The following is a 21,323-nucleotide window of genomic DNA, read 5'->3' on the forward strand; positions in this document are numbered from 1 at the left end:
GTTTCTCTAAATCAGCACTGATCACGGCGCGATAGCGCGCGTTGGTACACCGTTGTCTGCCGTTAACAACGGCGTGTTGCGGCGTGGAATTTGTTTGCGAATTTAATAGCAATTTCGCAGCAAATACGCCCGCGCACAGCTATGATATGTGAACCGCGCGCCTAGACAACGTGCTGTGCTGCTGCCTGAAAAAACATCCAGAGAATGGCCTTTAGACACCCTCCCCAAGGAGCGCAGTAAATGAGTAAGCCCCGGAGCACCCCCCCCAAGAAAAATTCCCCCGGCACGGTGCTGTTCGCCAGCCTGATCGGCACCACCATCGAGTTCTTTGACTTTTACATCTACGCCACCGCCGCCGTGCTGGTGTTCCCGAAACTGTTCTTCCCCGCCGGCGACCCGTCGGCCGCCGTGCTGCAGTCGCTGGCCACGTTCGCCATCGCCTTCTTCGCCCGCCCCATCGGTTCGGCCGTGTTCGGCCACTTCGGCGACCGCATCGGCCGCAAGGCCACTCTCGTGGCGGCTTTGCTGACCATGGGTATCTCCACCGTCATCATCGGCTTGCTGCCGACGTATGCCGCCATCGGCACCCTGGCGCCGCTGCTGCTGGCGCTGTGCCGTTTCGGCCAGGGCCTGGGCCTGGGCGGCGAGTGGGGCGGCGCGGTGCTGCTGGCGACGGAAAACGCGCCACCGGGCAAACGCGCCTGGTACGGCATGTTCCCACAGCTGGGCGCGCCGATCGGCTTCTTCCTGTCGGGCGGCATCTTCCTGCTGCTGAGCGAAACCATGACCGATGAGCAGTTCTTCAGCTACGGCTGGCGCATCCCGTTCCTGGCCAGCGCGCTGCTGGTCATCGTCGGCCTGTACGTGCGCCTGAAGATCACGGAAACGCCGGACTTCCAGAAAGTCATCGACAAGAACGAAGTCGTCAAGCTGCCCGTGGCCACCGTGTTCCGCCAGCATGGCCGCATGCTGTTCCTGGGCACCATCATCGCCCTGGCTACCTTCGTGCTGTTCTACCTGATGACGGTGTTCGCGCTGAGCTGGGGCACGACCAAGCTGGGCTTCACGCGCAAGGAATTCCTCGTCGTGCAACTGTTTGCCGTACTGTTCTTCGCCCTGACGATACCGTTGTCGGCCGTGCTGGCCGACCGCCGCGGCCGCCGCGCCACCCTGATCTGGGTCTCCGTCGCCATCGCCATTTTCGGCCTGGTGCTCGCGCCGATGTTCGGTTCGGGCGTGACGTGGGAAGTGACCGTCTTCATGGCTGTCGGCCTGGGCCTGATGGGCATGACCTACGGACCGCTGGGCACGATGTTGTCCGAGCTGTTCCCGCCCGAAGTGCGCTACACGGGCGCCTCGTTGACGTTCAACCTGGCGGGCATCCTCGGTGCCTCGCTGGCGCCGTACATCGCCACCTGGCTGGCCACCAACTATGGTCTGCAGTACGTGGGCTATTACCTGTCGCTGGCGGCCGTGCTGACCCTGGGCGCCTTGCTGATGGTGGGCAAGCCGCGCGCGGGCAAGGAAGCCTGGCAGTAACACACCTCTGATCCCGGAGCATCCGAAAGCCGCCAGCTGCAACCAGCTGGCGGCTTTTTTTGTCGGTAAAACGCCACGCCGCACGCCTGCCGAGATTCTTGTTGACAGTCAAAATCGGCTGGTGGTAAGGTGTGCACACGTGTGCAATACAGTGCAAGGCCTTAAAAAGCACATCCCGGGACAGTGACACCGCAAGATAGCGGTGCGGTCTGAAGTACCACAACGATAACGAACTTGGAGTGAGACGATGAAGATGCGCAATGTTGCGATTGCTATAAGCCTGGCCCTGCCGATGACGGCCATGGCCGCCGAGGAACGCCTGTCCGTGCTGTGCTCGGCCGACATGGAATGGTGCCAGCTGATGAAGAACCGCTTCGAGGCGGAAAGCAAGATCAAGGTATCGATGATCAGGAAGAGCGCGGGGGAAGCCTACGCGAAGATCCGCGCCGAAGCGTCGAACCCGAAATCGGACATCTGGTGGGGCGGCACGGGCGACCCGCACCTGCAGGCCGCCGCCGAAGGCTATACGGAAGAATACAAGTCGCCCACCCTGCCCAAGCTGCAGCCGTGGGCGCTCAAGCAGGCCGAGACGGCCAAGTACCGCACCGTCGGCATCTACATCGGCATCCTGGGCCTGGCCTACAACGAAAACGTGCTGAAGAAGAAAAACCTGCCGCCGCCCCAGTGCTGGAAAGACCTCGTCAAGCCCGCCTACAAGGGCGAGATCGAGATGGCCAACCCGAACTCCTCGGGCGCCGCCTACAACGCGCTGGCCACCGTGGTGCAGCTGTTCGGCGAAGAGGAAGCCTTCGATTTCCTGGCGAAAATGGGCCAGAACGTCAGCAAGTATCCGAACGCGGGCGTGGCGCCGGGCGAGGACGTGGGGCGCGGCGAAGCGGGCGTGGCCATCGGCTTCATGCATGACCTGATGAAACTGACCGTGGCCGGCTTCCCCGTGAAGGTCTTGCCGCCCTGCGAAGGCACGGGCTACGAGATCGGCTCGATGAGCATCGTCAAGGGCGCGAAAAACATGGAGCAGGCAAAGAAATTCTATGAATTCGCCCTGCGTCCCGACGTGCAGAGCGAAGCCGTCAAGGCGCTGGCTTTCCAGATCCCGTCCAACGCGGCCGCCACCATTCCCGCCGCCTCGCCGCGCCTGGAAAACATCAAGACCATCAACTACGACTTCGCCAAGTATGGCGCGTCGGACACGCGCAAGCGCCTGCTGCAACGCTGGACCACGCAGATTTATTCTGCCGGCAATTAACGCGCGCCAAAACTTACTGCGCGTCGCGATTTGCAGCCTGCGATGCTCACTGTGCTAGCGCACAGCTGCGCGTCTCGGCCGCAACTCACTGCCGCTCGCTACAGTTTTGGCAGGCGTTAAACCTATATCAATTGTTCAAAACGTCTGGAAAACAGGGCGCACCGCGCAACAGAATTTCAGACGTTCATAGTTGGATGAAACTCATGAAAAAGATATTTTACGGCTGGCTGCTGGCCGCTTTGGCAGCGTTGTGCCTGTTGCCCTGGCAGCAGCAGGAAGCGGGACTGTTCGCCGGCGAATGGCTGCGCGACGGCCAGTTCTTCAGTGAACGTGGCGCGCCGGCCGTGCTGCACGTGCTGTCGTTCGGCGCCTGGCCGCTGGGCGTGTTCTTTGCCCTGATCGCCGCCAGCGCCGCGCTGGTGGCCGCCAATCCCCACCGCAAGACCCTGGGCCTGGGCCAGATCGCCCTCGGTGGCGCGGGCCTGCTGTGGCTGGCATGGCTGGGCTGGGGGCCGCTGGCCGCCGGCACCGGCCTCGGTTTCGGCGCGCTGCTGCTGGCGCTGTGCCTGCTGTTCCTGCTGACCTCGGGCGCCGCCGCCTGCGGCGTGTGCCGCGGCGACGCCTTCGTGGCCGGCGCCATCGGCCTCATCATCTGCCTCATTTCCCTGTTCGTGCTGTTCCCCGTCGCGCTGATCCTGGTGAGCGCCGGCCAGCCCATGGACGATGGCGGCACGGGCGCCGCCGCCCTGGCGCGCCGCCTGGCGGACCCCGGCATCTGGAGCCTCAATTGCGTGGCCGGTCCCGGCCGCTGCGGCGTGGCCTGGAACACCCTGGCGCTGGCCTTGCTGACGGGCGTCTCGGCCACCTTCCTCGGTCTCGTGTTCGCCCTGCTGGTGACGCGCACCAATGGCCGCTGGGTACGCCCCATGCGCGCCATCACCATCTTGCCGATCGTCACACCGCCGTTCGTGCTGGGCCTGGCCCTGATTTTGCTGTTCGGCCGCAACGGCGCCATCACGGGCCTCGTCGGCGAGTTGTTTGGCATCGAGCAAAGCCGCTGGCTGTACGGCATGACGGGCGTGTGGCTGTCGCAGATGCTGGCCTTTGCGCCGATCGCCTTCATGACATTGATCGGTGTGGTCGAAGGCGTCAGCCCCTCGCTGGAAGAAGCGTCGGGTACCCTGGGCGCGAGCAGTTGGCAAACCTTCGTCAAGGTCTCCTTGCCCTTGATGCGTCCCGGCATCGCCAATGCCTTCTTGCTGTGCTTTATCGAAAGCATGGCCGACTTCGGCAACCCGATGGTCTTGGGCGGCAACTTCCACGTGCTGTCGACGGAGATCTTCTTTTCCGTGGTGGGCGCCTCGAACGACCAGGGCCGCGCGGCGACTTTGGCCATCGTGCTGCTGACGTTTGCCGTGGGCGCCTTCTTCATCCAGAACCTGTGGCTGGGCAAGAAATCGTATGTGACGGTGACGGGCAAGGCCGACCACGGCGGCCACGCTTCGCTCAACCCGCGCCTGAAAACCACTTTGTGGACCATCGCCCTGCCATGGTTCGCCTTCACGGCCCTGATCTACGGCACCGTGGTGGCGGGCGGCTTCGTGAATAACTGGGGCCAGGACAATGCCTTCACCTTGCGCCATTACATCGACGCCTTCGGCATCACGGCGGGCGCTTCCGGCTGGCACTGGACGGGCCAGGCCTGGCCGTCGCTGTTCACCACCCTGACGATTTCGGCCATCGCCGCGCCCTTGACGGCCTTTGTCGGCATCCTGTCGGCCTGGCTGCTGGTGCGCCAACAATTCGCCCTGAAGAGCGCGTTCGAGTTCGGCACCATGCTCAGCTTTGCCATTCCCGGCACCGTCATCGGCATCAGCTACATCCTGGCGTTCAACTCGGCGCCGATCGAGTTGACGGGCACGGCGACGATTCTGATCCTGTGCTTTGTCTTCCGCAACATGCCGATGGGCTTGCGCACGGGCATCGCCGCCATGCGCCAGCTCGACGGCAGCCTGGACGAGGCGTCGATCACCCTGGGCGCCAGCAGCTGGACCACCATGCGCAAGGTCATCCTGCCGCTGCTGCGCCCGGCCATCGCCTCGGCCCTCGTGTATGGCTTCGTTCGTTCGATCACGTCGATCTCGGCCGTCGTCTTCCTCGTCAGCGCCGATTACGACATGGCCACGTCCTACATCATCGGCCTGGTGTCGAACGGTAACTACGGCACGGCCATCGCCTATGCCACGGTGCTGATCGTCATCATCCTGCTGTGCATCCAATTGATCCATTTGCTGGTCGGCAAGCGCCGCCTTCGCCGCGTCAGCGCCGAAAAAACGCTGCCGGCCGCCGTTCCCAACCTGGAAAAGAGCTACGCATGAACCACTTTACTACCCAAGCAACAGAGCTTGCCGCGCTGGAATTCGATGGTGTTACCAAGCGCTACGGCAAGGCCCTGGCCGTGAACGATGTGTCGTTCACGATCGCGCCGCGCACCATGGTCACCCTGCTGGGTCCCAGCGGCTGCGGCAAGACGTCCACCCTGCGCCTGATCGCGGGCCTGGAACGCGTCAGCGCCGGGCGCATCCTGCTGGCCGGCGAGGACGTCACCTTGACTTCCGCCGCCGAGCGCGACGTCAGCATGGTGTTCCAAAGTTATGCACTGTTTCCGCACATGACGGTGCTTGACAACGTGTGCTACGGCTTGACCGTCTCGGGCGAGACCAAGCCGCGCGCCATCGAACGGGCGCAGGAAAGCCTGCGCCTGGTGGGCCTGGCCGACTTTGCCGCGCGCTTCCCCAACGAGTTGTCGGGCGGCCAGCAGCAGAGGGTGGCCGTGGCCCGTTCGCTGGTGCTGCAGCCCAAGGTCTTGCTGCTGGACGAGCCGCTGTCGAACCTCGACACGAAACTGCGCCGCCGCGTGCGCGACGAGATCCGCGACATCCAGGTCAAGCTGGGCTTGACGGCCGTGTACGTCACGCATGACCAGGAAGAGGCGCTGGCCATTTCCGACCAGATCATCGTCATGAACCGCCAGGTGATTGCGCAAAAGGGCACGCCGTACGAGCTGTTCGAGTCGCCGGCCGACAAGTTCGTCGCCGACTTCATCTGCAACGCGAACATCGTCGATGGCGTGATCGAATCGGTGGCCGACGGCAAGGCCGTCTGCGTCATGGGCAAGCTGCGGCTGCGCCTGCCATGCCGCAGCCAGCGCAGCGGCGAAGCGAGTTTCGCCGTGCGTCCGGAAGCGATCCTGCTGTCGCCCGCGCAGCCCGACAGCGCCATGGTGGTGCGCGTGGCGCGCGCCACTTACCTGGGACGCGAAATGCAATACACGCTCGAGACACCGGTCGGCGAACTGTTTGCCGTCTCGCACGACTTGAGCCAGATTTTCACGCAAGGCACATCGGTCGCCATGACCGTACACGAACATGGCGCAGCCATCATTGGAGGACAAGCATGACAGATATGACACAGGCAGCGGTACTGGCCGACGCGGCCACGCTGGAACGCTATGCCTACGCCCGGCACATCATCGGCCAGGCGGGCGAGATTGCGCTGGGCATGTTCCAGCGCCGCACGGAACTGGTGATCGAGGAAAAGGGCTTGCAGGACATGGTCAGCATCGCCGACCGCATGGTCGAGGATTTCCTGCGCGCGCAGATCGCCGAGCGCTTCCCGGAAGACGCCGTGGTAGGCGAGGAGCGGGGCGGCGGCGCGTCCGACGCGCGCTGCGTATGGGTCATCGATCCCATCGACGGCACGGCCTGTTTCGTCAACGGCATGCTGGCCTGGTGCGTGTCGATCGGCGTGCTGGTCGACGGCCAGCCCGCCATCGGCGCCGTATACGACCCGAATGCGGACGAGCTGTTCCACGCCTGCCTGGGGCAGGGCGCGCATGTGACGGCGAAGGCGGGCGAAACGCGGCTGCGCATCAACGACGTGGCCAGCCTGCAGGGCGGCGTGCTGGGCGTGGGCTTTTCGCACCGCGTGGGCACCGATACCTTTTTGCCCTTCCTGCTCGACGTGCTGGAAGAGGGCGGCATGTTCATCCGCAACGGTTCCGGCGCGCTGATGATCGCCTACGTGGCGGCCGGGCGCCTGATCGGCTATTTCGAGCCGCACATCAATTCCTGGGATTGCCTGGCGGGCATCGTGCTCGTCAACGAAGCGGGCGGGCGCTGCAATGATTTCCTCGCCGATAACGGTCTGGAAAAGGGCAACCCCATCCTGGTGGGCGGCCCCCGCTTGTATCCGCAACTGGCGGCGCTGGCCTTGCCGCGCTGTACCTGAACACATTGACTGGAAAGGGAGGGCAGGCGTCCGGCGAGGGACGCATGTAGTGGCAACACGCTGTTGAGCATCATGAGTAATCCACCACCATAAAAACAAGCAGGAGACAAAATGAAAAACGGGATGAAAAAGAGCACCATGCAGTTGAACAAGATCGCCGCCGTATTGTTGCTGGTCGCACCAGGTTGCGTGCTGGCCGAATCGAGCGTCGTCGTGTACGGCCGCATCCACGCGGGCTTCGACCGTATCGAAACGTCGAGCTCGGCCACGGCGCCGAATGGCGAGTCGGTATCGCGCGTATCGGACAATTCCTCGAAGATCGGCTTCCGGGGAAGGGAAGATTTGGGCAATGGCAACACGGCCTTCTTCCAGATCGAGGGCAATGCCAAGCTCGACGATGGCACGGGCGCCATCAATAGCAAGGATACCTTTGTCGGGCTGGAAAACCCCGCCTATGGCCGCATCGCGCTGGGCCGCTTCGCCACGCCGATCCGCCAGATCAACGGCTACACCAACCGTTTCGTGGGCGAAGGCATCCAGGATGACGCCAACATTTCGCAGCTGGGCGGCGAAGGCTTCAACCGCCGCAGTTCGAATGCCGTCAGCTATCGCACGCCCGTGGTACAGGGATTCAGCGCCACGATTTACCGCGCCAGCGAAAACGAGGCATCGAACGGCGACCGCATCTATTCGGGCATCGTGCAATACGCAAACGGTCCCGTGAAGGGCGCCGTCGGCTATGAAAAGCACAAGGACTTGCGTCCCGGCTTCAGCGAAAAGATGTTCCGCGCCGTGGGCAATTACAACTTCGGCGGCGGCGACGTGGGCGTGGCCTGGAACCGCATGGTGTATGACGTGGCCGGCGGCGACTTGCAGCGCGACTACTTCACCATCACGGGCGCCTACAAGGCGGGCGGCGGTGCCTTCATCGGCCGTTTCGGCGTGGCAGGCGATGTGTCGGGCAGCGCGCCCAACGGCAGCAGCGTGACCATCAAGGCCACCACCCTGGTGCGCGGCGACGACAGCGGCGCCAAGCAGGCGACTTTGGGCTACGAGTATTACTTGTCCAAGCGCAGCACCGTCTACGCCTACTACACGCAAACCAATAACGACAAGAACGCCAACTACACGTTTGGCGGCAATGCCTTCGCCGCCACCAAGAAGGGTGCCAAGCTCAGCGGTGTAATGCTGGGCGTCATCCACCTGTTTTAACTTTTTTAGCCCGGATTTGCACACGTGTGCATTTCCGGGCCAAGCGATACCGACTATCAAGGAGATGGAAATGATTCAAGTGGCATTGTTCGGCGCCGGGCGCATCGGCCGCATTCACGCCGGCAATCTGGTACGCCAGCCCGGCGTGCGCCTGAAATACGTGGTCGACGTGCATGCGGGCGCGGCGGCGGAAGTGGCGGCCCTGCATGGCGCCAGCGTCGCCAGCGTGGACACTGTGCTGGCCGACCCGGCAGTCAAGGCCGTGCTGATCGCGTCGAGCACGGATACGCATGCGGACCTGATCGTGCGCGCGGCCGCCGCCGGCAAGGCCATCTTTTGCGAAAAGCCCGTCGACCTGACGCTGGAGCGCGCGCGCGCCGCCGCCGCCGCCGTCAAGGAGGCAAAAGTGCTGTGCATGATCGGCTTCCAGCGCCGCTACGACCCCACGTTTGCCGCCGTCAAGCAGCGCATCGCGGCGGGCGAGATCGGCACGCCGGAGATGCTCATCGTCACCAGCCGCGATCCGGGCCCGCCGCCCGTCAGCTACATCCAGGTGTCGGGCGGCATCTTCAAGGATATGCTGATCCACGATTTCGACATCTTCCGCTGGATACTCGACGATGAAGCCGTCAGCGTGCATGCCACGGGCAGCTGCCTGGTCGATCCGGCCATCGGCGCGGCGGGCGATCTCGACTGCACGGCTGTGACCATCCGCACGGCGAAGGGACGCTTGTGCCAGATCAATACCACGCGCCGCGCCGCCTACGGCTACGACCAGCGTTTCGAAGTGCTGGGCAGCGCCGGTATGCTGCAGGCAGGCAACCACAAGCCGACGGAAGTGACGGCCTATGGTGCCGTCAACGTCAGCGTGGACAAGCCGGAAGACTTTTTCCTGGAACGCTACCGCGCCGCCTACGCCAGCGAAATGGCGCACTTTTTCGACGCCTTTGCCCATGGCGCGGCGCTGCGCACCACCGTCCACGATGGCTTGAAAGCCCTGGAACTGGCCGAAGCGGCCACCGTGTCGTGGCGCGAGCAGCGCATCGTGCAACTGTCATAAGGAAACAATGCCATGAAGAATACGACTGAATTTGCCCAGGGTAGGGCGCTGGACGTGATCTGCCTGGGCCGCCTGGCGGTGGACCTGTACGCGCAGCAGATCGGCAGCACCCTGGAAGACGCGACGAGTTTCGCCAAGTACCTGGGCGGCTCGTCGGCGAATATCGCCTTCGGCACGGCCCGGCTGGGCTTGAAATCGGCCATGCTGTCGAAAGTGGGCGACGACCACATGGGCCGTTTCCTTACCGATACCTTGGCGCAGGAGGGCTGCGACGTCAGCCATGTCGGCATCGACCGCGAACGGCTCACCGCCCTGGTGATGCTCGGCATCAAGGACAAGCACACCTTCCCTCTGATCTTTTATCGCGAAAATTGCGCCGACATGGCCATCGACGCATCGTCGGTGGATGCTGCCTTCATTGCATCGAGCAAAGCGTTATTAATCACCGGCACGCATTTTTCCACCGCCGCCATGCACGCCGTCAGCACGCAGGCATTGCAGCTGGCCCGCGCCAATAACGTGCGCACCGTGCTCGACATCGATTACCGGCCCGTGCTGTGGGGCTTGTCGGGCAAGGCGGACGGCGAAACGCGGTTCGTCTCGAACGACGGCGTCACCAAACATCTGCAGGCGATCCTGCCGCAGTTTGACCTGATCGTCGGCACGGAAGAGGAATTCATGATCGCCGGCGGCGGCACCGACATCATGGCGTCCTTGCGCGCCGTGCGCAAGGTGAGCAGTGCAACCCTGGTGGTCAAGCGCGGGCCGCTGGGCTGCGCCGTCATCGAGGCGGCCATCCCTGCCGGTCTCGATGAGGCATTCAACTATCAGGGCGTGCGCGTGGAAGTGTTGAACGTGCTCGGTGCGGGCGATGCCTTCCTGTCGGGCTTCCTGAAAGGCTGGCTGCGCGGCGAGGATTACGAAGCGTGCTGCCGCTATGCGAATGGCTGCGGCGCCCTCGTCGTGTCGCGCCACGGCTGCGCGCCGGCCATGCCGTCGCCCGTCGAGCTCGACTATTTCCTGGCCAACGCGGCCAAACTGACCCGTCCTGACCAGGATGCGACCTTGTCGCGCCTGCACCGCACGACGGTGGCGCGCAAACAGTGGAATGAGTTGTGCGTATTCGCGTTCGATCACCGCACGCAATTCTTTGAGCTGGCCCAGCAGGGCGTGAGCGACGAAGCGCGGATTTCAAAGCTCAAGCAAGTGTTCGTGCAAGCCGTGGGCCAGACGGAGGCGGCGCGCGGCTTGCAGGGCGGCACGGGCGTGCTGATCGATGACCGCTATGGTGTCGACGCGCTCAACGATGCGACGGGACGGGGCTGGTGGATAGGCCGTCCCGTCGAGATGCCGGGCTCGAATCCCTTGCAATTCGACTGGGGCCGTTCGCTGGCGTCGCGCTTGACGCAGTGGCCGAAGGAGCACGTGATCAAGTGCCTGGTGCAGCTGCATCCCGACGATACGCCGGAAAACCGGCTGGAACAGGAAGCGCAAATCAAGGGCTTGTACGACGCGGCGCAAATCACGGGCCATGAATTACTGCTGGAAATTATTCCTGCCAAGTCACTGCCCCAGCACGACGATACCGTGTATCGCGCGGTGAAACGCCTGTACAACCTCGGCATCTACCCGGAATGGTGGAAACTGGAAAGCATGTCGGCCCAGCAATGGCAAGCCATCGATGCCCTCGTGCAGGAGCGCGATCCGTATTGCCGTGGCGTGGTATTACTGGGCTTGAACGCGCCCATCGCCGCGCTGGCCGCCAGTTTCGAGCAGGCCAGTGCCAGCACCACCTGCAAGGGTTTCATGGTGGGCCGCACCATCTTCCAGGAACCGAGCCGCCGCTGGCTGGCCGGCGAACTCGACGATGCGGGCCTGATCGCCGCCGTGCGCGCCAATTTCGAACAGCTGATCAGCTTGTGGCAACGCACGCGCAACCGCCTGGAGCGTGCCGCATGAGCGCCACCATCAGATTGACCATGGCGCAGGCGCTGGTGCGCTACCTGTCCGTGCTGCGCACCGAGGATGGCGAACCCTTGTTCGGCGGCGCCTTTGCCATCTTTGGCCACGGCAACGTGGCGGGCCTGGGCGAGGCGCTGTACCAGTACCGCGAGCAATTTCCCACCTACCGCGCCCACAATGAGCAGGCGATGGCGCACTCTGCCATCGCCTATGCGAAAGCCCACATGCGCCGGCGCATGATGGCCGTCACCAGTTCCATCGGTCCCGGCGCCACCAACTTGCTCACCGCCGCCGCGCTGGCCCACGTCAACCGCCTGCCGGTCTTGCTGTTGCCCGGCGACGTGTTCGTCTCGCGCGCGCCGGACCCCGTCTTGCAGCAGCTGGAAGATGCTTCTGACGGCAGCGTCTCGGTGAATGACGCTTTTAAACCTTTATCACGCTATTTCGACCGCATCGTCTATCCGGAGCAATTGCTGACGGCCTTGCCGCGCGCGATTGCCGCCTTGACGGACCCGGCCGTCTGCGGACCCGTCACCTTGTCCCTGCCGCAGGACGTGCAGACGATGGCATATGACTACCCGGAAGCATTCTTTGCGCCGAGGACCGTGCGTTTCCGCGCCGTGCCGCCCGTCGAGCAGGAACTGGAAGAGGCGGCCGTCTTGCTGCAAGCGGCGAAGCAGCCGCTGATCGTCGCCGGCGGCGGCGTGCTGTACGGCCAGGCCGGCGCCGCCTTGCAGGCGTTTGCCGAACGCCACGGCATCCCCGTGGCGGAAACCCAGGCGGGCAAGAGTTCTTTACCGTGGGACCACCCCTTGCAGCTGGGCGCCATCGGCGTCACCGGTTCGCCCGCCGCGAATGCGCTGGCGGCGGACGCGGACGTGGTGCTGGCCGTCGGCACGCGCCTGCAGGATTTCACGACCGGGTCCAACTCCCTGTTTGCGCAGGCGCAGCTGGTGAGCCTGAACGTCAACAGCTTTGATGCGCTGAAACGCCGCGGCCTGGGTGTACAGGCGGACGCGACCCTGGGCTTGCAGGGCTTGTCGCAAAGGCTGGCGCACTGGAATAGCGCGGGCCAGTGGCTGGAGCGCGCGCAGCAGTCAGGCAACGCCTGGCGCGATACCGTGCTGGCCATTACCGGCAAACGCGAGGTGGCCGGCTTGCCGTATGACGGCGAAGTCATCGGCGCCGTGCAGCGTTCCGCAGTCGATTCCACCACCCGCGACATCGTCGTCTGCGCGGCCGGTACCTTGCCGGCAGAACTGCATAAACTGTGGCGGACAAGCACGCCGGGCGGCTACCACATGGAGTACGGCTACTCGTGCATGGGCTATGAGATCGCCGGCGGCTTGGGCGTCAAGATGGCCAAGCCCGATGCCGAAGTCATCGTCATGGTGGGCGACGGCAGCTATCTGATGATGAATTCGGAAATCGCCACCTCCGTCATGCTCGACAAAAAACTCATCATCGTCGTGCTCGACAACCGGGGCTACGGCTGCATCAACCGCCTGCAGCAGGCCTGCGGCAATGCCTCGTTCAACAATATGCTGCCCGACAGCGCCCCGCGCATCGACTTTGCCCTGCATGCGCAGTCCTTGGGTGCGCTGTCCGAGCACGTGGCCGACATTGGCGAACTGGAACAGGCCATGCTGCGCGCCCGGGCAGCTTCGCGCACGTATCTGATCTGCATCGACACGGACGACACGCGCACGACGCAGGAGGGCGGCTGCTGGTGGGAAGTGGCCGTGCCCGAGGTCTCCACCCAGTCCGGCGTGCAAGCTGCGCGTGCCCGTTATGAAAACGATCGCCTGAAACAAAGGAATTGAAATGACTACCTGGAATGTACGTATCGGCATCAACCCGATCTCGTGGATGAACGACGATTTACCGAGCCTGGGCGGCGAAACGCCCCTGGAAACGGCGCTGAAGGAAGGCGCCGAGATCGGCTACGTGGGTTTTGAACTGGGCAACAAGTTTCCGAAAGATGCCCCGTCCCTGAACGCCGTGCTGGGCAAATACAATCTCGCCTGCGTCTCCGGCTGGTATTCGGGCCGCCTGGCGCACCGCTCGGTGGAAGAAGAGATCGCCTCCGTCGGCCCGCACTTGCGGCTGCTGGCCGACAGCGGCGCCACCGTCATGGTCTACGGCGAAGTGGCCGACGCCATCCAGGGCGAAGCGCGCCCCCTGTATAAACGCCCGCGTTTCCAGTCGCAGCAGCAATGGCAGGACTACGCCGATAAACTCACGGCGTTTGCGCAGCACCTGCTGGCGCACGGCGTGCGCCTGGCCTACCACCACCACATGGGCGCCTACGTGGAAACCCCGGCTGATGTGGATCAATTGATGGCCCTGACGGGGCCGGAAGTGGGCTTGTTGTTTGATACGGGTCATATCACGTTTGCCGGCGGCGACGCGCTGGCGGTGCTCAATAAACATATCGACAGGATTTGCCACGTGCATTGCAAGGATGTGCGCCCGAACGTGGTGAAACTGGCCCGCAATGGCCACTGGAGTTTTTTGCAGGCCGTCATCAATGGCGCCTTCAGCGTGCCGGGCGACGGCTGCATCGACTTCCCGGCCATCCTGACGCGGCTGTATCTGCATGGCTACGCGGGCTGGCTGGTGGTGGAGGCGGAGCAAGACCCGGCCGTCGCCCCCAGCTACGCATACGCGAAGATGGGCCACGATTACCTGGCAAGCCTGGTCGACGCGATTCCGCGCCTGGGCCGGGAGGCGGCATGAGCCCGCTGCTGGTGAAAGCGGGGCAGGGACAGACCATCGTCGAGGTCACGCCCGCATCGGCCGGCTGGACGCATGTGGGCTTTGCCGCGCACAGGTTGCAAGCCGGCGAACACATCAGCCTGGAGACGGGCAGCCGCGAACTGTGCCTCGTCGTGCTGACGGGCACGGTCACGGTGCAGGCGGGCGATCACGTCTGGGAAGGCATCGGCAAGCGCGCCAGCGTCTTCGAGGACGTCTCGCCCTACGCCGTGTATGTGCCGCTGGACACCACGGTGCGTATCACGGCCGTGAGCGCCGCCGAGGTGGCCCTGTGCAGCGCGCCGGCCACGACCCACCGTCCGGCGCGCCTGATCGAACCTTCCAGCATGACGCGTTCCGTGCGCGGCCAGGGCGCGAATACCCGCTACGTGTGCGACATCCTGCCGCAGACGGAAGCAGCGGACGGCTTGCTGGTGGTGGAAGTCGTCACGCCGTCCGGCCACTCGTCGAGCTATCCGCCGCACAAGCACGACAGCGACAATATTCCAACCGAAAGCTCGCTGGAAGAAACGTATTATCACCGGCTGAACCCCGAACAGGGCTTTGCGTATCAACGCGTCTACACGGATGACCGCAGCATCGATGAAGCCATGGCCGTGGAAAACCACGACGTGGTGATGGTGCCGCGCGGCTACCACCCCGTGACCGTGCCGTATGGCTACGATGGCTATTACCTGAACGTGATGGCCGGCCCGAAACGCGTGTGGCATTTTAAAAACGACCCGGCCCATGACTGGCTGATGACGAAATAACCAAGGACAAGACAATGACGACCCCGATGATCGGCCACTTTATTGGTGGCAACCCCATGGCCTCGCGCACCGAGCGCACGAGCGACGTGTTTAATCCTGCCACGGGCGCCGTGACGGCCAAGGTGGCGCTGGCCACGCCTGCCGAACTGAATGCGGCTGTGGCCGCCGCCCATGCGGCGTTTCCCGCCTGGTCGCAGACCTCGCCGCTGCGCCGCGCCCGCGTCATGTTCAAATTCAAGGAGTTGCTGGAGCAAAACGCCGACAAGCTGGCCGAGCTGATTACGCGTGAACACGGCAAGGTCTTCACGGATGCGAAAGGGGAAGTCACGCGCGGCATCGAAGTGGTGGAATTTGCCTGCGGCATCCCGCAACTGATGAAGGGCGAGTATTCGGAGCAGGTGGCCGGCGGCATCGATGCCTGGTCGATCCGCCAGGCGCTCGGCGTGTGTGTCGGCATCACGCCGTTCAACTTTCCCGTGATGGTGCCGATGTGGATGTTCCCGATGGCGATTGCCTGCGGCAATACGTTTGTATTAAAGCCGTCGGAACGCGACCCGTCGGCCAGCCTGCTCTTGGCGCAGCTGCTGACGGACGCCGGCTTGCCCGACGGCGTCTTCAACGTCGTGCAGGGCGACAAGGAAGCCGTCGATGGCTTGCTGCACCACCCGGACGTGCGCGCCGTCAGCTTCGTCGGTTCCACGCCGATCGCCGAGTATATCTATGCGACGGGCTGCGCGCAGGGCAAGCGCGTGCAGGCGCTCGGTGGCGCGAAAAACCACATGGTCGTCATGCCCGACGCGGACATTCCCCAGACGGTCGATGCCCTGATGGGCGCCGCGTTTGGTTCGGCCGGGGAGCGCTGCATGGCCATTTCCGTCGTCGTGGCGGTGGGCAATGTGGCGGATCAATTGGTGGAAGCCCTGGTGCCGCGTATCGCGGCGTTAAAGATCACGCAGGGCATGGATCTGTCGGCCGAGATGGGTCCCGTGGTGACGCAGGTGCACAAGGAGAAGATCGCCGGCTATATCGCGCAAGGTGTGGAAGAGGGCGCCAAGCTGGTGGCCGATGGGCGCGGCTTCGTGCTGCCGGGCCATGAGCACGGCTTTTTCCTCGGCGGCAGCCTGTTCGACCACGTCACGCCGGACATGACGATTTACAAGGAGGAAATCTTCGGCCCCGTGCTCTGTATCGTGCGCGTGCCCGATTTTTCCACCGCGCTGGACCTGGTCAATGCGCATGAATACGGCAACGGCACGGCCATCTACACGCGCGACGGCAACACGGCGCGCGAATATACGCACCGGGTGCAGGTGGGGATGGTGGGCGTGAACGTGCCGATTCCCGTGCCGATGGCCTTCCACAGCTTCGGCGGCTGGAAGCGCAGCCTGTTCGGCGACCACCATGCGCACGGCCCGGAATCGGTGCGTTTCTATACGAAGCAGAAGGCGGTGACGCAGCGCTGGCCGGCCTCGACGGCGGCCGGCGCCGAGTTTGCCATGCCGACCCTGAAGTAAAGCGCGCTGGCGGCGCGCAGTATCAGCGCGTCAGCGCGCCGCCACGTGTCCGTAGCAGGTTTTCAGTTTTGCGTAGTCGTAAAAGACGCTGCCCGGCGCGATGCGGGCGCCGTCGCAAGCGGCCTGGAAGTCCGTTTCCTTTTCGTTGTACAGCAGGCGCACGATGAGCTGCCCTGCGTCGTTGCGGTACACATCCCACTGCATATTGGCCGCCAGCGGCGAGACGTTCTGGCCGCGCCATGGATTGTTTTCATAACTGTAACTGACCGATGCCGGCAAGGGGGCCAGCGCCTGCTGCAAGCCCATGGCCGACGCGAGCGGAATGATCATCTCGGCGTGCGTGAAGCGCAGCTTCGCCGCGTGGCGCACATCTCCCCTGGCCAGCGCATCGACCTCATTGAAAAAATCGTCGCGCAAGGCCAGCGCAAAGCGCCACGTCACACCGCTGCTTTCCTTGGTGGCCGGTCCCTTCTGGTAAAAATCCTCGTGGTCGGCGATATACGCGTAGTAGCGCGCATCCTCGGCAGGCATGTAGCGGCTGAAATCGACCGGCACTTCATGCCGCATGCCGGCCGCGATCGCATACAGCTCATACAGTTTTGTCGCGGCCGCATTCAGGCTGCGGATCACGGTCTTGCCGCTGCCCGTCATGGTGCGCGTGAACTTGCCGTCGGCGCTGGTGAAGGTGTAGCTGCCCGTGTCCGCATAGCTGGCGCGGCCGCCTTCCAACTGGTCGAGGAAGGCGGGAGAAAACAGCCGTTCGAGCATGTGGCGCGCATGCGCGGTCGCCGCAGGCAGCCTGGCCGGGGCGCCCATCAGCGCATCCAGCTGCTTGCTTCGTTCATAGTACTGGTAGGCCTGGCTGGCGGCATAGGTGGCGTAATACGGGTTGGCCGGATCGGTGACGCGGTCCGTCTGCGGCGCCAGCTTGTGCGCGTACAGCAGGAAGCGGTTGACGCCATCGGGCTGCAATATCGGCTGTACCGCGGGCTTGCGCCCCTGCGGATATGGCGCCGGCGCGGGCGGCAGATACACCAAGGGTGTCAGCGCTGGCGCGTGCTCGAGCAGCGACTGCGTGAAGAAGCGCGAACTGTCGCGCGCGCGGTCCACGCCGGAATGGATGGTGACGAGCTGTCGCGGCGCCGTCGCCGCGTCTTGCCCCACTTGCGCAAACAGGGTGGGCAGGCGCGCCAGCATGCGCACGGCCAGCTGCCGGTGCTCGTCGATACCCGTCTGCGACAGATTGCCGTAGCCGGGCCGCTCGATGCCGGCCACGCCATAACCGAGCAAGGCATTGGCCTTCATCAGGGCCAGGATGTCGGGGCCGAGTTCGCGGCCCAGGGGCGTGAGCGCATCCTGCGCGGCGGCCTGTTGCCACATCGCATACAGGGCCGCGTCGTTCTTCATGCTGGTGAGCCCGCGCGAGCCGTGGCGCGCCACCAGTTGCGTGTAGATGGGCTGGAAGCCGTCCGGCGGCGCGGCATAGGTCGCCGGGTCCTGCTGCGGCGCATACGGCGTCTTGGTCTGGTAATGGCCTTCGACGGCCAGCGTGGGACCGGCGCACATGGCGAGGGCCAGGGCCAGCGGGATGCTGGCCAGGGGAAGCGATGGAGGCATGGGAGTCCGTGACGTGATGAGTTCCTGGGCGCAAGCCTAGCATCAAACGTCAATCAGGCGGGCACGGCTGGAGCCGGCCCGCCCACGCTTCCCGCTTACTGCGCCACGTGGCCGTAGCAGGTCTTCAGCTTCGCATATACATAGAAATGGCTGCCGGCCGCATGGCGCGCGCCATCGCAGGCGGCCTGGAAGTCGGTTTCCTTTTCGTTGTACAGCATTTTTACCAGCACATTGCCGCTGGCGTCGCGGTACACGTCCCACTGCATGTTGGCCGCCATCGGCGCCACGTACAGGCCGCGCCAGCTGCTGTTGTCATAACTGTAGGTCTGCGCCGCCGGCAGCGCGCCGACGACGGTCTTCAGGCCCATGGCCGTGGCCAGCGGGATGATGGCTTCCGCATGCGTGAAGCGCAGCTTGGCGCCGTGCGACAGGTCGCCGCGCGCGATGGCGTCCACTTCCGTGAAGAAGTCGTCGCGCAGCGCGCGCACGTAGTTCCAGGTGACGCCGGCGCTTTCCGTGGTGCCGGGACCCTTGTTGTAGAAATCCTGGTAATCCTGCACGAAGGCCTGGTACTTGGCCGCGTCCGACGGCATGTACTGCACGAAGTCGGCTTTGACCTCGTTCGTCATGCCGGCCATGATGGCGTACAGGTTGTACAGCACGGAAGCGGCATCGGCCAGGCCCTTGATGGTGGTCTCGCCGTCGCCGGTGACGGTATTGGTGAACTTGCCGTCGTCGCTGGTGAAGCTGTAAGTACCCGTATTGGCGAAGCGGTAGGTGCCGTTGTCGATCTTGTCGACAAACGCCTTGCTAAACAGCCGTTCCAGCACTTCACGGCCCAGGGTGCGCGCCGTGGCGTCCGTGTCGATGGCCGTGTACTTGGCCAGGAAGTCGGGGCTTTTCAGGTAGTTCTGGTAGGCCTGGCTGTCCTGGTAGGTCTGGTAGTAGCCGTCGAGGGCATCGGTGACGAGGTCCGTCTTGGGCACCAGCTTGTGCGCATACAGCAGGAAGCGGTTGGTGCCAGCTGGCTGCGCCACGGGCTTGCCGGCCGGGTAGCCGGCGGGCGCGGGCGGCAGGGTGATCAGCGGCGCGACGTTGGGTGCCGTGGCGGCCAGCGACTGCGCAAAATACGCGGCGCTGTCCTTGGCGCGGTCCACGCCGGAACTGACGGTGACGATCTGGCGCGGCGCGCTGGCGGCGTTCGCGCCCAGTTGCGTGAACAGGGCGGGCAGGCGCGCCAGCATGCGCACGGCCAGCTGCTTGTGCTCATTGATGCCCGTCTGCGACAGGTTGCCGTAGCCGGGCGCCGTGATGCCGTCCACGCCGTAGCCGAGCAGCGCGTTGGCCTTCATCAGTTTCAGGATGTCGGCGCCCAGCTTTTGCCCCAGTGGCGTGAGCGCATCGTCGGCGGCGGCCCTTTGCCAGACGTTGTAGAAGGCGGCGTCGTACTTCATGCTCGACAGGCCGCGCGAACCGTGGCGCGCCACCAGTTCGGTGAACACGGGCGCGTAGCCGGCCGGCGCGGCTTCATACGTGGCCGCCTCCTGCTGCGGCGTGTACGGCGTCTTGGTCTGGTAATAGGTGGCTGGCGGCGGCGTGACAGGAGGCGTCACCGGCGGCGTGACAGGGGGCGTTACCGGCGGCGTTGTCTCGCCGCCGCCACAGGCGGCCAGGGAGAGCATCAGGATGGACAGGGGAAGATGGCGTGCGTGCAGCATGGCGTTTCCTTTGGATGTGAGTTGCCCGGGCGCGCCGCGCAGGACGGCGCACCCAGGGAAGACAGGCAGGATGGTGGAATTTAGAGCTTGAGGGCCTTGGCCAGGCTGTTGGCGCGCGCATCGCGCTCGCTCAATGGCGCCAGGCCATGGCGTTCCTCGATGAACTTCAGGATCGACACGGTTTCATACTCGGTATGGTCGATATGCCCGCCTTCGCTGAACGGCGAGATGACGAGGGCGGGGATGCGCGTGGCCGGGCCGAAGCGGTCGCCTTTGGGCGGCGCCACGTGGTCCCAGAAGCCGCCGTTTTCATCGGTGGTGACGATGATGACGGTATCCTTCCATTGCGGGCCTTCCATGATGGCGTTGATGATGGCCACGCCCTCGTCGTCGCCGGCCGCCACGCTCGATTTGTCCATCCCCGGATGCATGTTCTTCTTGCCCATGGGCTTGTAGAACGAGACGGGCGGCAGCTTGCCCGCCTGGACGTCGGCGATCATGTCGGAGCGGTCCTTCAGGTGCGTGGCGCGCTGCTGCGGGCTGTCGATGAAGCGCTTGAAGTAGGTGAACGGCTGGTGGTGATACGAGAAATCGTCGGCCTTCTTGCCCGACTTGGTCGAGGCGACGGCGATGTCGTAACCGTCCGCATAATAGACCCAGGATATGCCCTTGTCCGTCAGGCGGTCGCCGATGGTGGGCATGGTTTGCGGCGGCAGGAAGGTCTGCTTCTTGGTCGGGTCGAACAGCAGCGGGCCCTGCATGGTGTTGACGGCGTAGCCGTCCTGCGTCACTTCCGCTTCCTCGCCCTTCTTGTGGCCCGTGCCGCGCTCATCCTGGGCGACGATGGACTTGGGCGCGTTCGGGAACACGGGCGTGCAGGCGCAGGTCAGCCACATGTGGTTGAGGAAGGAGCCGCCATAGGCGGACTGGAAAAAGCGGTCGGCCAGGGTGTAGCGCTGCGCCAGGGCCCACAGTTTGAGCTTGCTGCCGTCGAAATAGCCCATGGGCAGGGCGCCCGTGTTGCCCTCGACGACGAAGCGGTCGTTCTTGCCGTCGTTGATCTGGCGCTTGTGCGTCCAGAATGCGTGCACGGGACTGGCCGTCTTGTCGCCCAGCGACACGCTCGGCTCCATGTGGAAGGGCGCGTTGGCGATGTCGCCCTTGAAGCGCTGGTCCAGGCCGCCCTTGTCGAGCGCCACGGCGGGCAGCATCGCATAGGGCTTGCCGTCGGGACCGGTCTGCGTGGTGGTGTCCGGCGAGCGGCCATTGGCGATGCCGTCGGCGCCGGGGAAGGTACCGAACAGGTGGTCGAAGCTGCGGTTTTCCATGTACACGACGACGATCTGGCCGATCTTCGCCAGCTTCGGATCGGCGGCGGCACTGGCAGCCGTATTGTGCTGCATGCCGGCGGGGGTGGTGCAGGCCGCCAGGCCGATGGCCCCGGCGCCGAACAGGGCGATTCTTAGAACGTGGTTCAACATAATGGTCTCCTTGATACGCCTCCGTGGACGGGGCGCTTTTTTTAGTGGTATGGCCAGAACAGGCTTTTTGAAGAAGTTGCACACGTGTGCAGCACGCGTGTGCAAACAGTAACCCGGATTTTTTTCGATGTCA

The 21,323-nt window shown here is 64.3% G+C and carries 15 protein-coding genes; 12 read left to right on the plus strand and 3 right to left on the minus strand.

The window, feature by feature from the left end; all coding sequences use genetic code 11:
- The first annotated feature begins 240 nt into the window (after nucleotides 1-240).
- The 12 genes from OX462_RS04490 (at nucleotide 241) to OX462_RS04545 (ending at nucleotide 16,374) form a co-directional block, all read left to right on the plus strand.
- The gene (locus tag OX462_RS04490) at nucleotides 241-1,539 is read left to right on the plus strand and encodes an MFS transporter (protein ID WP_070310222.1); all 1,299 of its coding nucleotides are present in this window, start codon (nucleotides 241-243) and stop codon (nucleotides 1,537-1,539) included.
- A gap of 247 nt (nucleotides 1,540-1,786) precedes the next feature.
- Entirely contained in the window at nucleotides 1,787-2,806 is a 1,020-nt protein-coding gene (locus OX462_RS04495; protein ID WP_099410802.1) for an ABC transporter substrate-binding protein, read from the plus strand.
- 203 nt (nucleotides 2,807-3,009) lie between these two features.
- Nucleotides 3,010-5,184: an ABC transporter permease gene (locus tag OX462_RS04500; protein WP_230502165.1), complete on the plus strand. Its 2,175-nt coding sequence runs from the start codon at nucleotides 3,010-3,012 to the stop codon at nucleotides 5,182-5,184.
- The gene (locus OX462_RS04505; RefSeq protein WP_409027868.1) at nucleotides 5,181-6,266 is read left to right on the plus strand and encodes an ABC transporter ATP-binding protein; all 1,086 of its coding nucleotides are present in this window, start codon (nucleotides 5,181-5,183) and stop codon (nucleotides 6,264-6,266) included. The genes OX462_RS04500 and OX462_RS04505 overlap by 4 nt, the downstream gene beginning before the upstream one ends.
- The gene (locus tag OX462_RS04510) at nucleotides 6,263-7,096 is read left to right on the plus strand and encodes an inositol monophosphatase family protein (RefSeq protein ID WP_076573113.1); all 834 of its coding nucleotides are present in this window, start codon (nucleotides 6,263-6,265) and stop codon (nucleotides 7,094-7,096) included. Before OX462_RS04505 ends, OX462_RS04510 begins: the two co-directional genes overlap by 4 nt.
- A gap of 111 nt (nucleotides 7,097-7,207) precedes the next feature.
- Complete coding sequence (locus tag OX462_RS04515) at nucleotides 7,208-8,308, plus strand: porin (RefSeq protein WP_083287339.1); 1,101 nt, start codon at nucleotides 7,208-7,210, stop codon at nucleotides 8,306-8,308.
- A 70-nt stretch (nucleotides 8,309-8,378) separates the two neighbouring features.
- Nucleotides 8,379-9,368: an inositol 2-dehydrogenase gene (iolG, locus tag OX462_RS04520; RefSeq protein WP_083287742.1), complete on the plus strand. Its 990-nt coding sequence runs from the start codon at nucleotides 8,379-8,381 to the stop codon at nucleotides 9,366-9,368.
- Between the two features lie 12 nt (nucleotides 9,369-9,380).
- On the plus strand, nucleotides 9,381-11,327 hold the full coding sequence (iolC, locus tag OX462_RS04525; RefSeq protein ID WP_409027869.1) for a bifunctional 5-dehydro-2-deoxygluconokinase/5-dehydro-2-deoxyphosphogluconate aldolase: 1,947 nt from the start codon (nucleotides 9,381-9,383) through the stop codon (nucleotides 11,325-11,327).
- Nucleotides 11,324-13,153 carry a 3D-(3,5/4)-trihydroxycyclohexane-1,2-dione acylhydrolase (decyclizing) gene (iolD, locus tag OX462_RS04530; protein ID WP_409027870.1) on the plus strand — a complete coding sequence of 610 codons (1,830 nt, stop codon included), beginning with the start codon at nucleotides 11,324-11,326 and terminating at the stop codon, nucleotides 13,151-13,153. Before iolC ends, iolD begins: the two co-directional genes overlap by 4 nt.
- 1 nt (nucleotide 13,154) lies before the next feature.
- Nucleotides 13,155-14,069: a myo-inosose-2 dehydratase gene (gene iolE / locus OX462_RS04535; protein WP_409027871.1), complete on the plus strand. Its 915-nt coding sequence runs from the start codon at nucleotides 13,155-13,157 to the stop codon at nucleotides 14,067-14,069.
- Entirely contained in the window at nucleotides 14,066-14,860 is a 795-nt protein-coding gene (iolB, locus tag OX462_RS04540) for a 5-deoxy-glucuronate isomerase (protein ID WP_409027872.1), read from the plus strand. The genes iolE and iolB overlap by 4 nt, the downstream gene beginning before the upstream one ends.
- A gap of 14 nt (nucleotides 14,861-14,874) precedes the next feature.
- Nucleotides 14,875-16,374, plus strand: a complete 1,500-nt coding sequence (locus tag OX462_RS04545; protein WP_409027873.1) for a CoA-acylating methylmalonate-semialdehyde dehydrogenase — start codon at nucleotides 14,875-14,877, stop codon at nucleotides 16,372-16,374.
- A gap of 30 nt (nucleotides 16,375-16,404) precedes the next feature.
- Here OX462_RS04545 and OX462_RS04550 read toward each other — a convergent pair whose 3' ends face one another.
- The 3 genes from OX462_RS04550 to OX462_RS04560 form a co-directional block, all read right to left on the minus strand.
- Nucleotides 16,405-17,991: a histidine-type phosphatase gene (locus OX462_RS04550; protein WP_409027874.1), complete on the minus strand. Its 1,587-nt coding sequence runs from the start codon at nucleotides 17,989-17,991 to the stop codon at nucleotides 16,405-16,407.
- A gap of 95 nt (nucleotides 17,992-18,086) precedes the next feature.
- A complete protein-coding gene (locus tag OX462_RS04555) occupies nucleotides 18,087-19,709 on the minus strand; it encodes a histidine-type phosphatase (protein ID WP_409027875.1) in 1,623 nt (540 codons plus the stop codon).
- A gap of 80 nt (nucleotides 19,710-19,789) precedes the next feature.
- A complete protein-coding gene (locus OX462_RS04560; protein WP_070220788.1) occupies nucleotides 19,790-21,190 on the minus strand; it encodes an alkaline phosphatase family protein in 1,401 nt (466 codons plus the stop codon).
- Between the last annotated feature and the right edge of the window lie 133 nt (nucleotides 21,191-21,323).

This window comes from Janthinobacterium aestuarii (assembly GCF_046113285.1).
Classification (GTDB): domain Bacteria; phylum Pseudomonadota; class Gammaproteobacteria; order Burkholderiales; family Burkholderiaceae_D; genus Janthinobacterium.

Coding starts and splice junctions, on each gene's coding strand:
- OX462_RS04490 (WP_070310222.1), top strand. CDS start 241: ATGAGTAAGCCCCGGAGCACCCCCCCCAAGAAAAATTCCCCCGGCACG.
- OX462_RS04560 (WP_070220788.1), bottom strand. CDS start 21,190: ATGTTGAACCACGTTCTAAGAATCGCCCTGTTCGGCGCCGGGGCCATC.
- OX462_RS04500 (WP_230502165.1), top strand. CDS start 3,010: ATGAAAAAGATATTTTACGGCTGGCTGCTGGCCGCTTTGGCAGCGTTG.
- iolD (WP_409027870.1), top strand. CDS start 11,324: ATGAGCGCCACCATCAGATTGACCATGGCGCAGGCGCTGGTGCGCTAC.
- iolE (WP_409027871.1), top strand. CDS start 13,155: ATGACTACCTGGAATGTACGTATCGGCATCAACCCGATCTCGTGGATG.
- OX462_RS04545 (WP_409027873.1), top strand. CDS start 14,875: ATGACGACCCCGATGATCGGCCACTTTATTGGTGGCAACCCCATGGCC.
- OX462_RS04505 (WP_409027868.1), top strand. CDS start 5,181: ATGAACCACTTTACTACCCAAGCAACAGAGCTTGCCGCGCTGGAATTC.
- OX462_RS04495 (WP_099410802.1), top strand. CDS start 1,787: ATGAAGATGCGCAATGTTGCGATTGCTATAAGCCTGGCCCTGCCGATG.
- iolB (WP_409027872.1), top strand. CDS start 14,066: ATGAGCCCGCTGCTGGTGAAAGCGGGGCAGGGACAGACCATCGTCGAG.
- iolC (WP_409027869.1), top strand. CDS start 9,381: ATGAAGAATACGACTGAATTTGCCCAGGGTAGGGCGCTGGACGTGATC.
- OX462_RS04510 (WP_076573113.1), top strand. CDS start 6,263: ATGACAGATATGACACAGGCAGCGGTACTGGCCGACGCGGCCACGCTG.
- OX462_RS04515 (WP_083287339.1), top strand. CDS start 7,208: ATGAAAAACGGGATGAAAAAGAGCACCATGCAGTTGAACAAGATCGCC.
- OX462_RS04550 (WP_409027874.1), bottom strand. CDS start 17,991: ATGCCTCCATCGCTTCCCCTGGCCAGCATCCCGCTGGCCCTGGCCCTC.
- OX462_RS04555 (WP_409027875.1), bottom strand. CDS start 19,709: ATGCTGCACGCACGCCATCTTCCCCTGTCCATCCTGATGCTCTCCCTG.
- iolG (WP_083287742.1), top strand. CDS start 8,379: ATGATTCAAGTGGCATTGTTCGGCGCCGGGCGCATCGGCCGCATTCAC.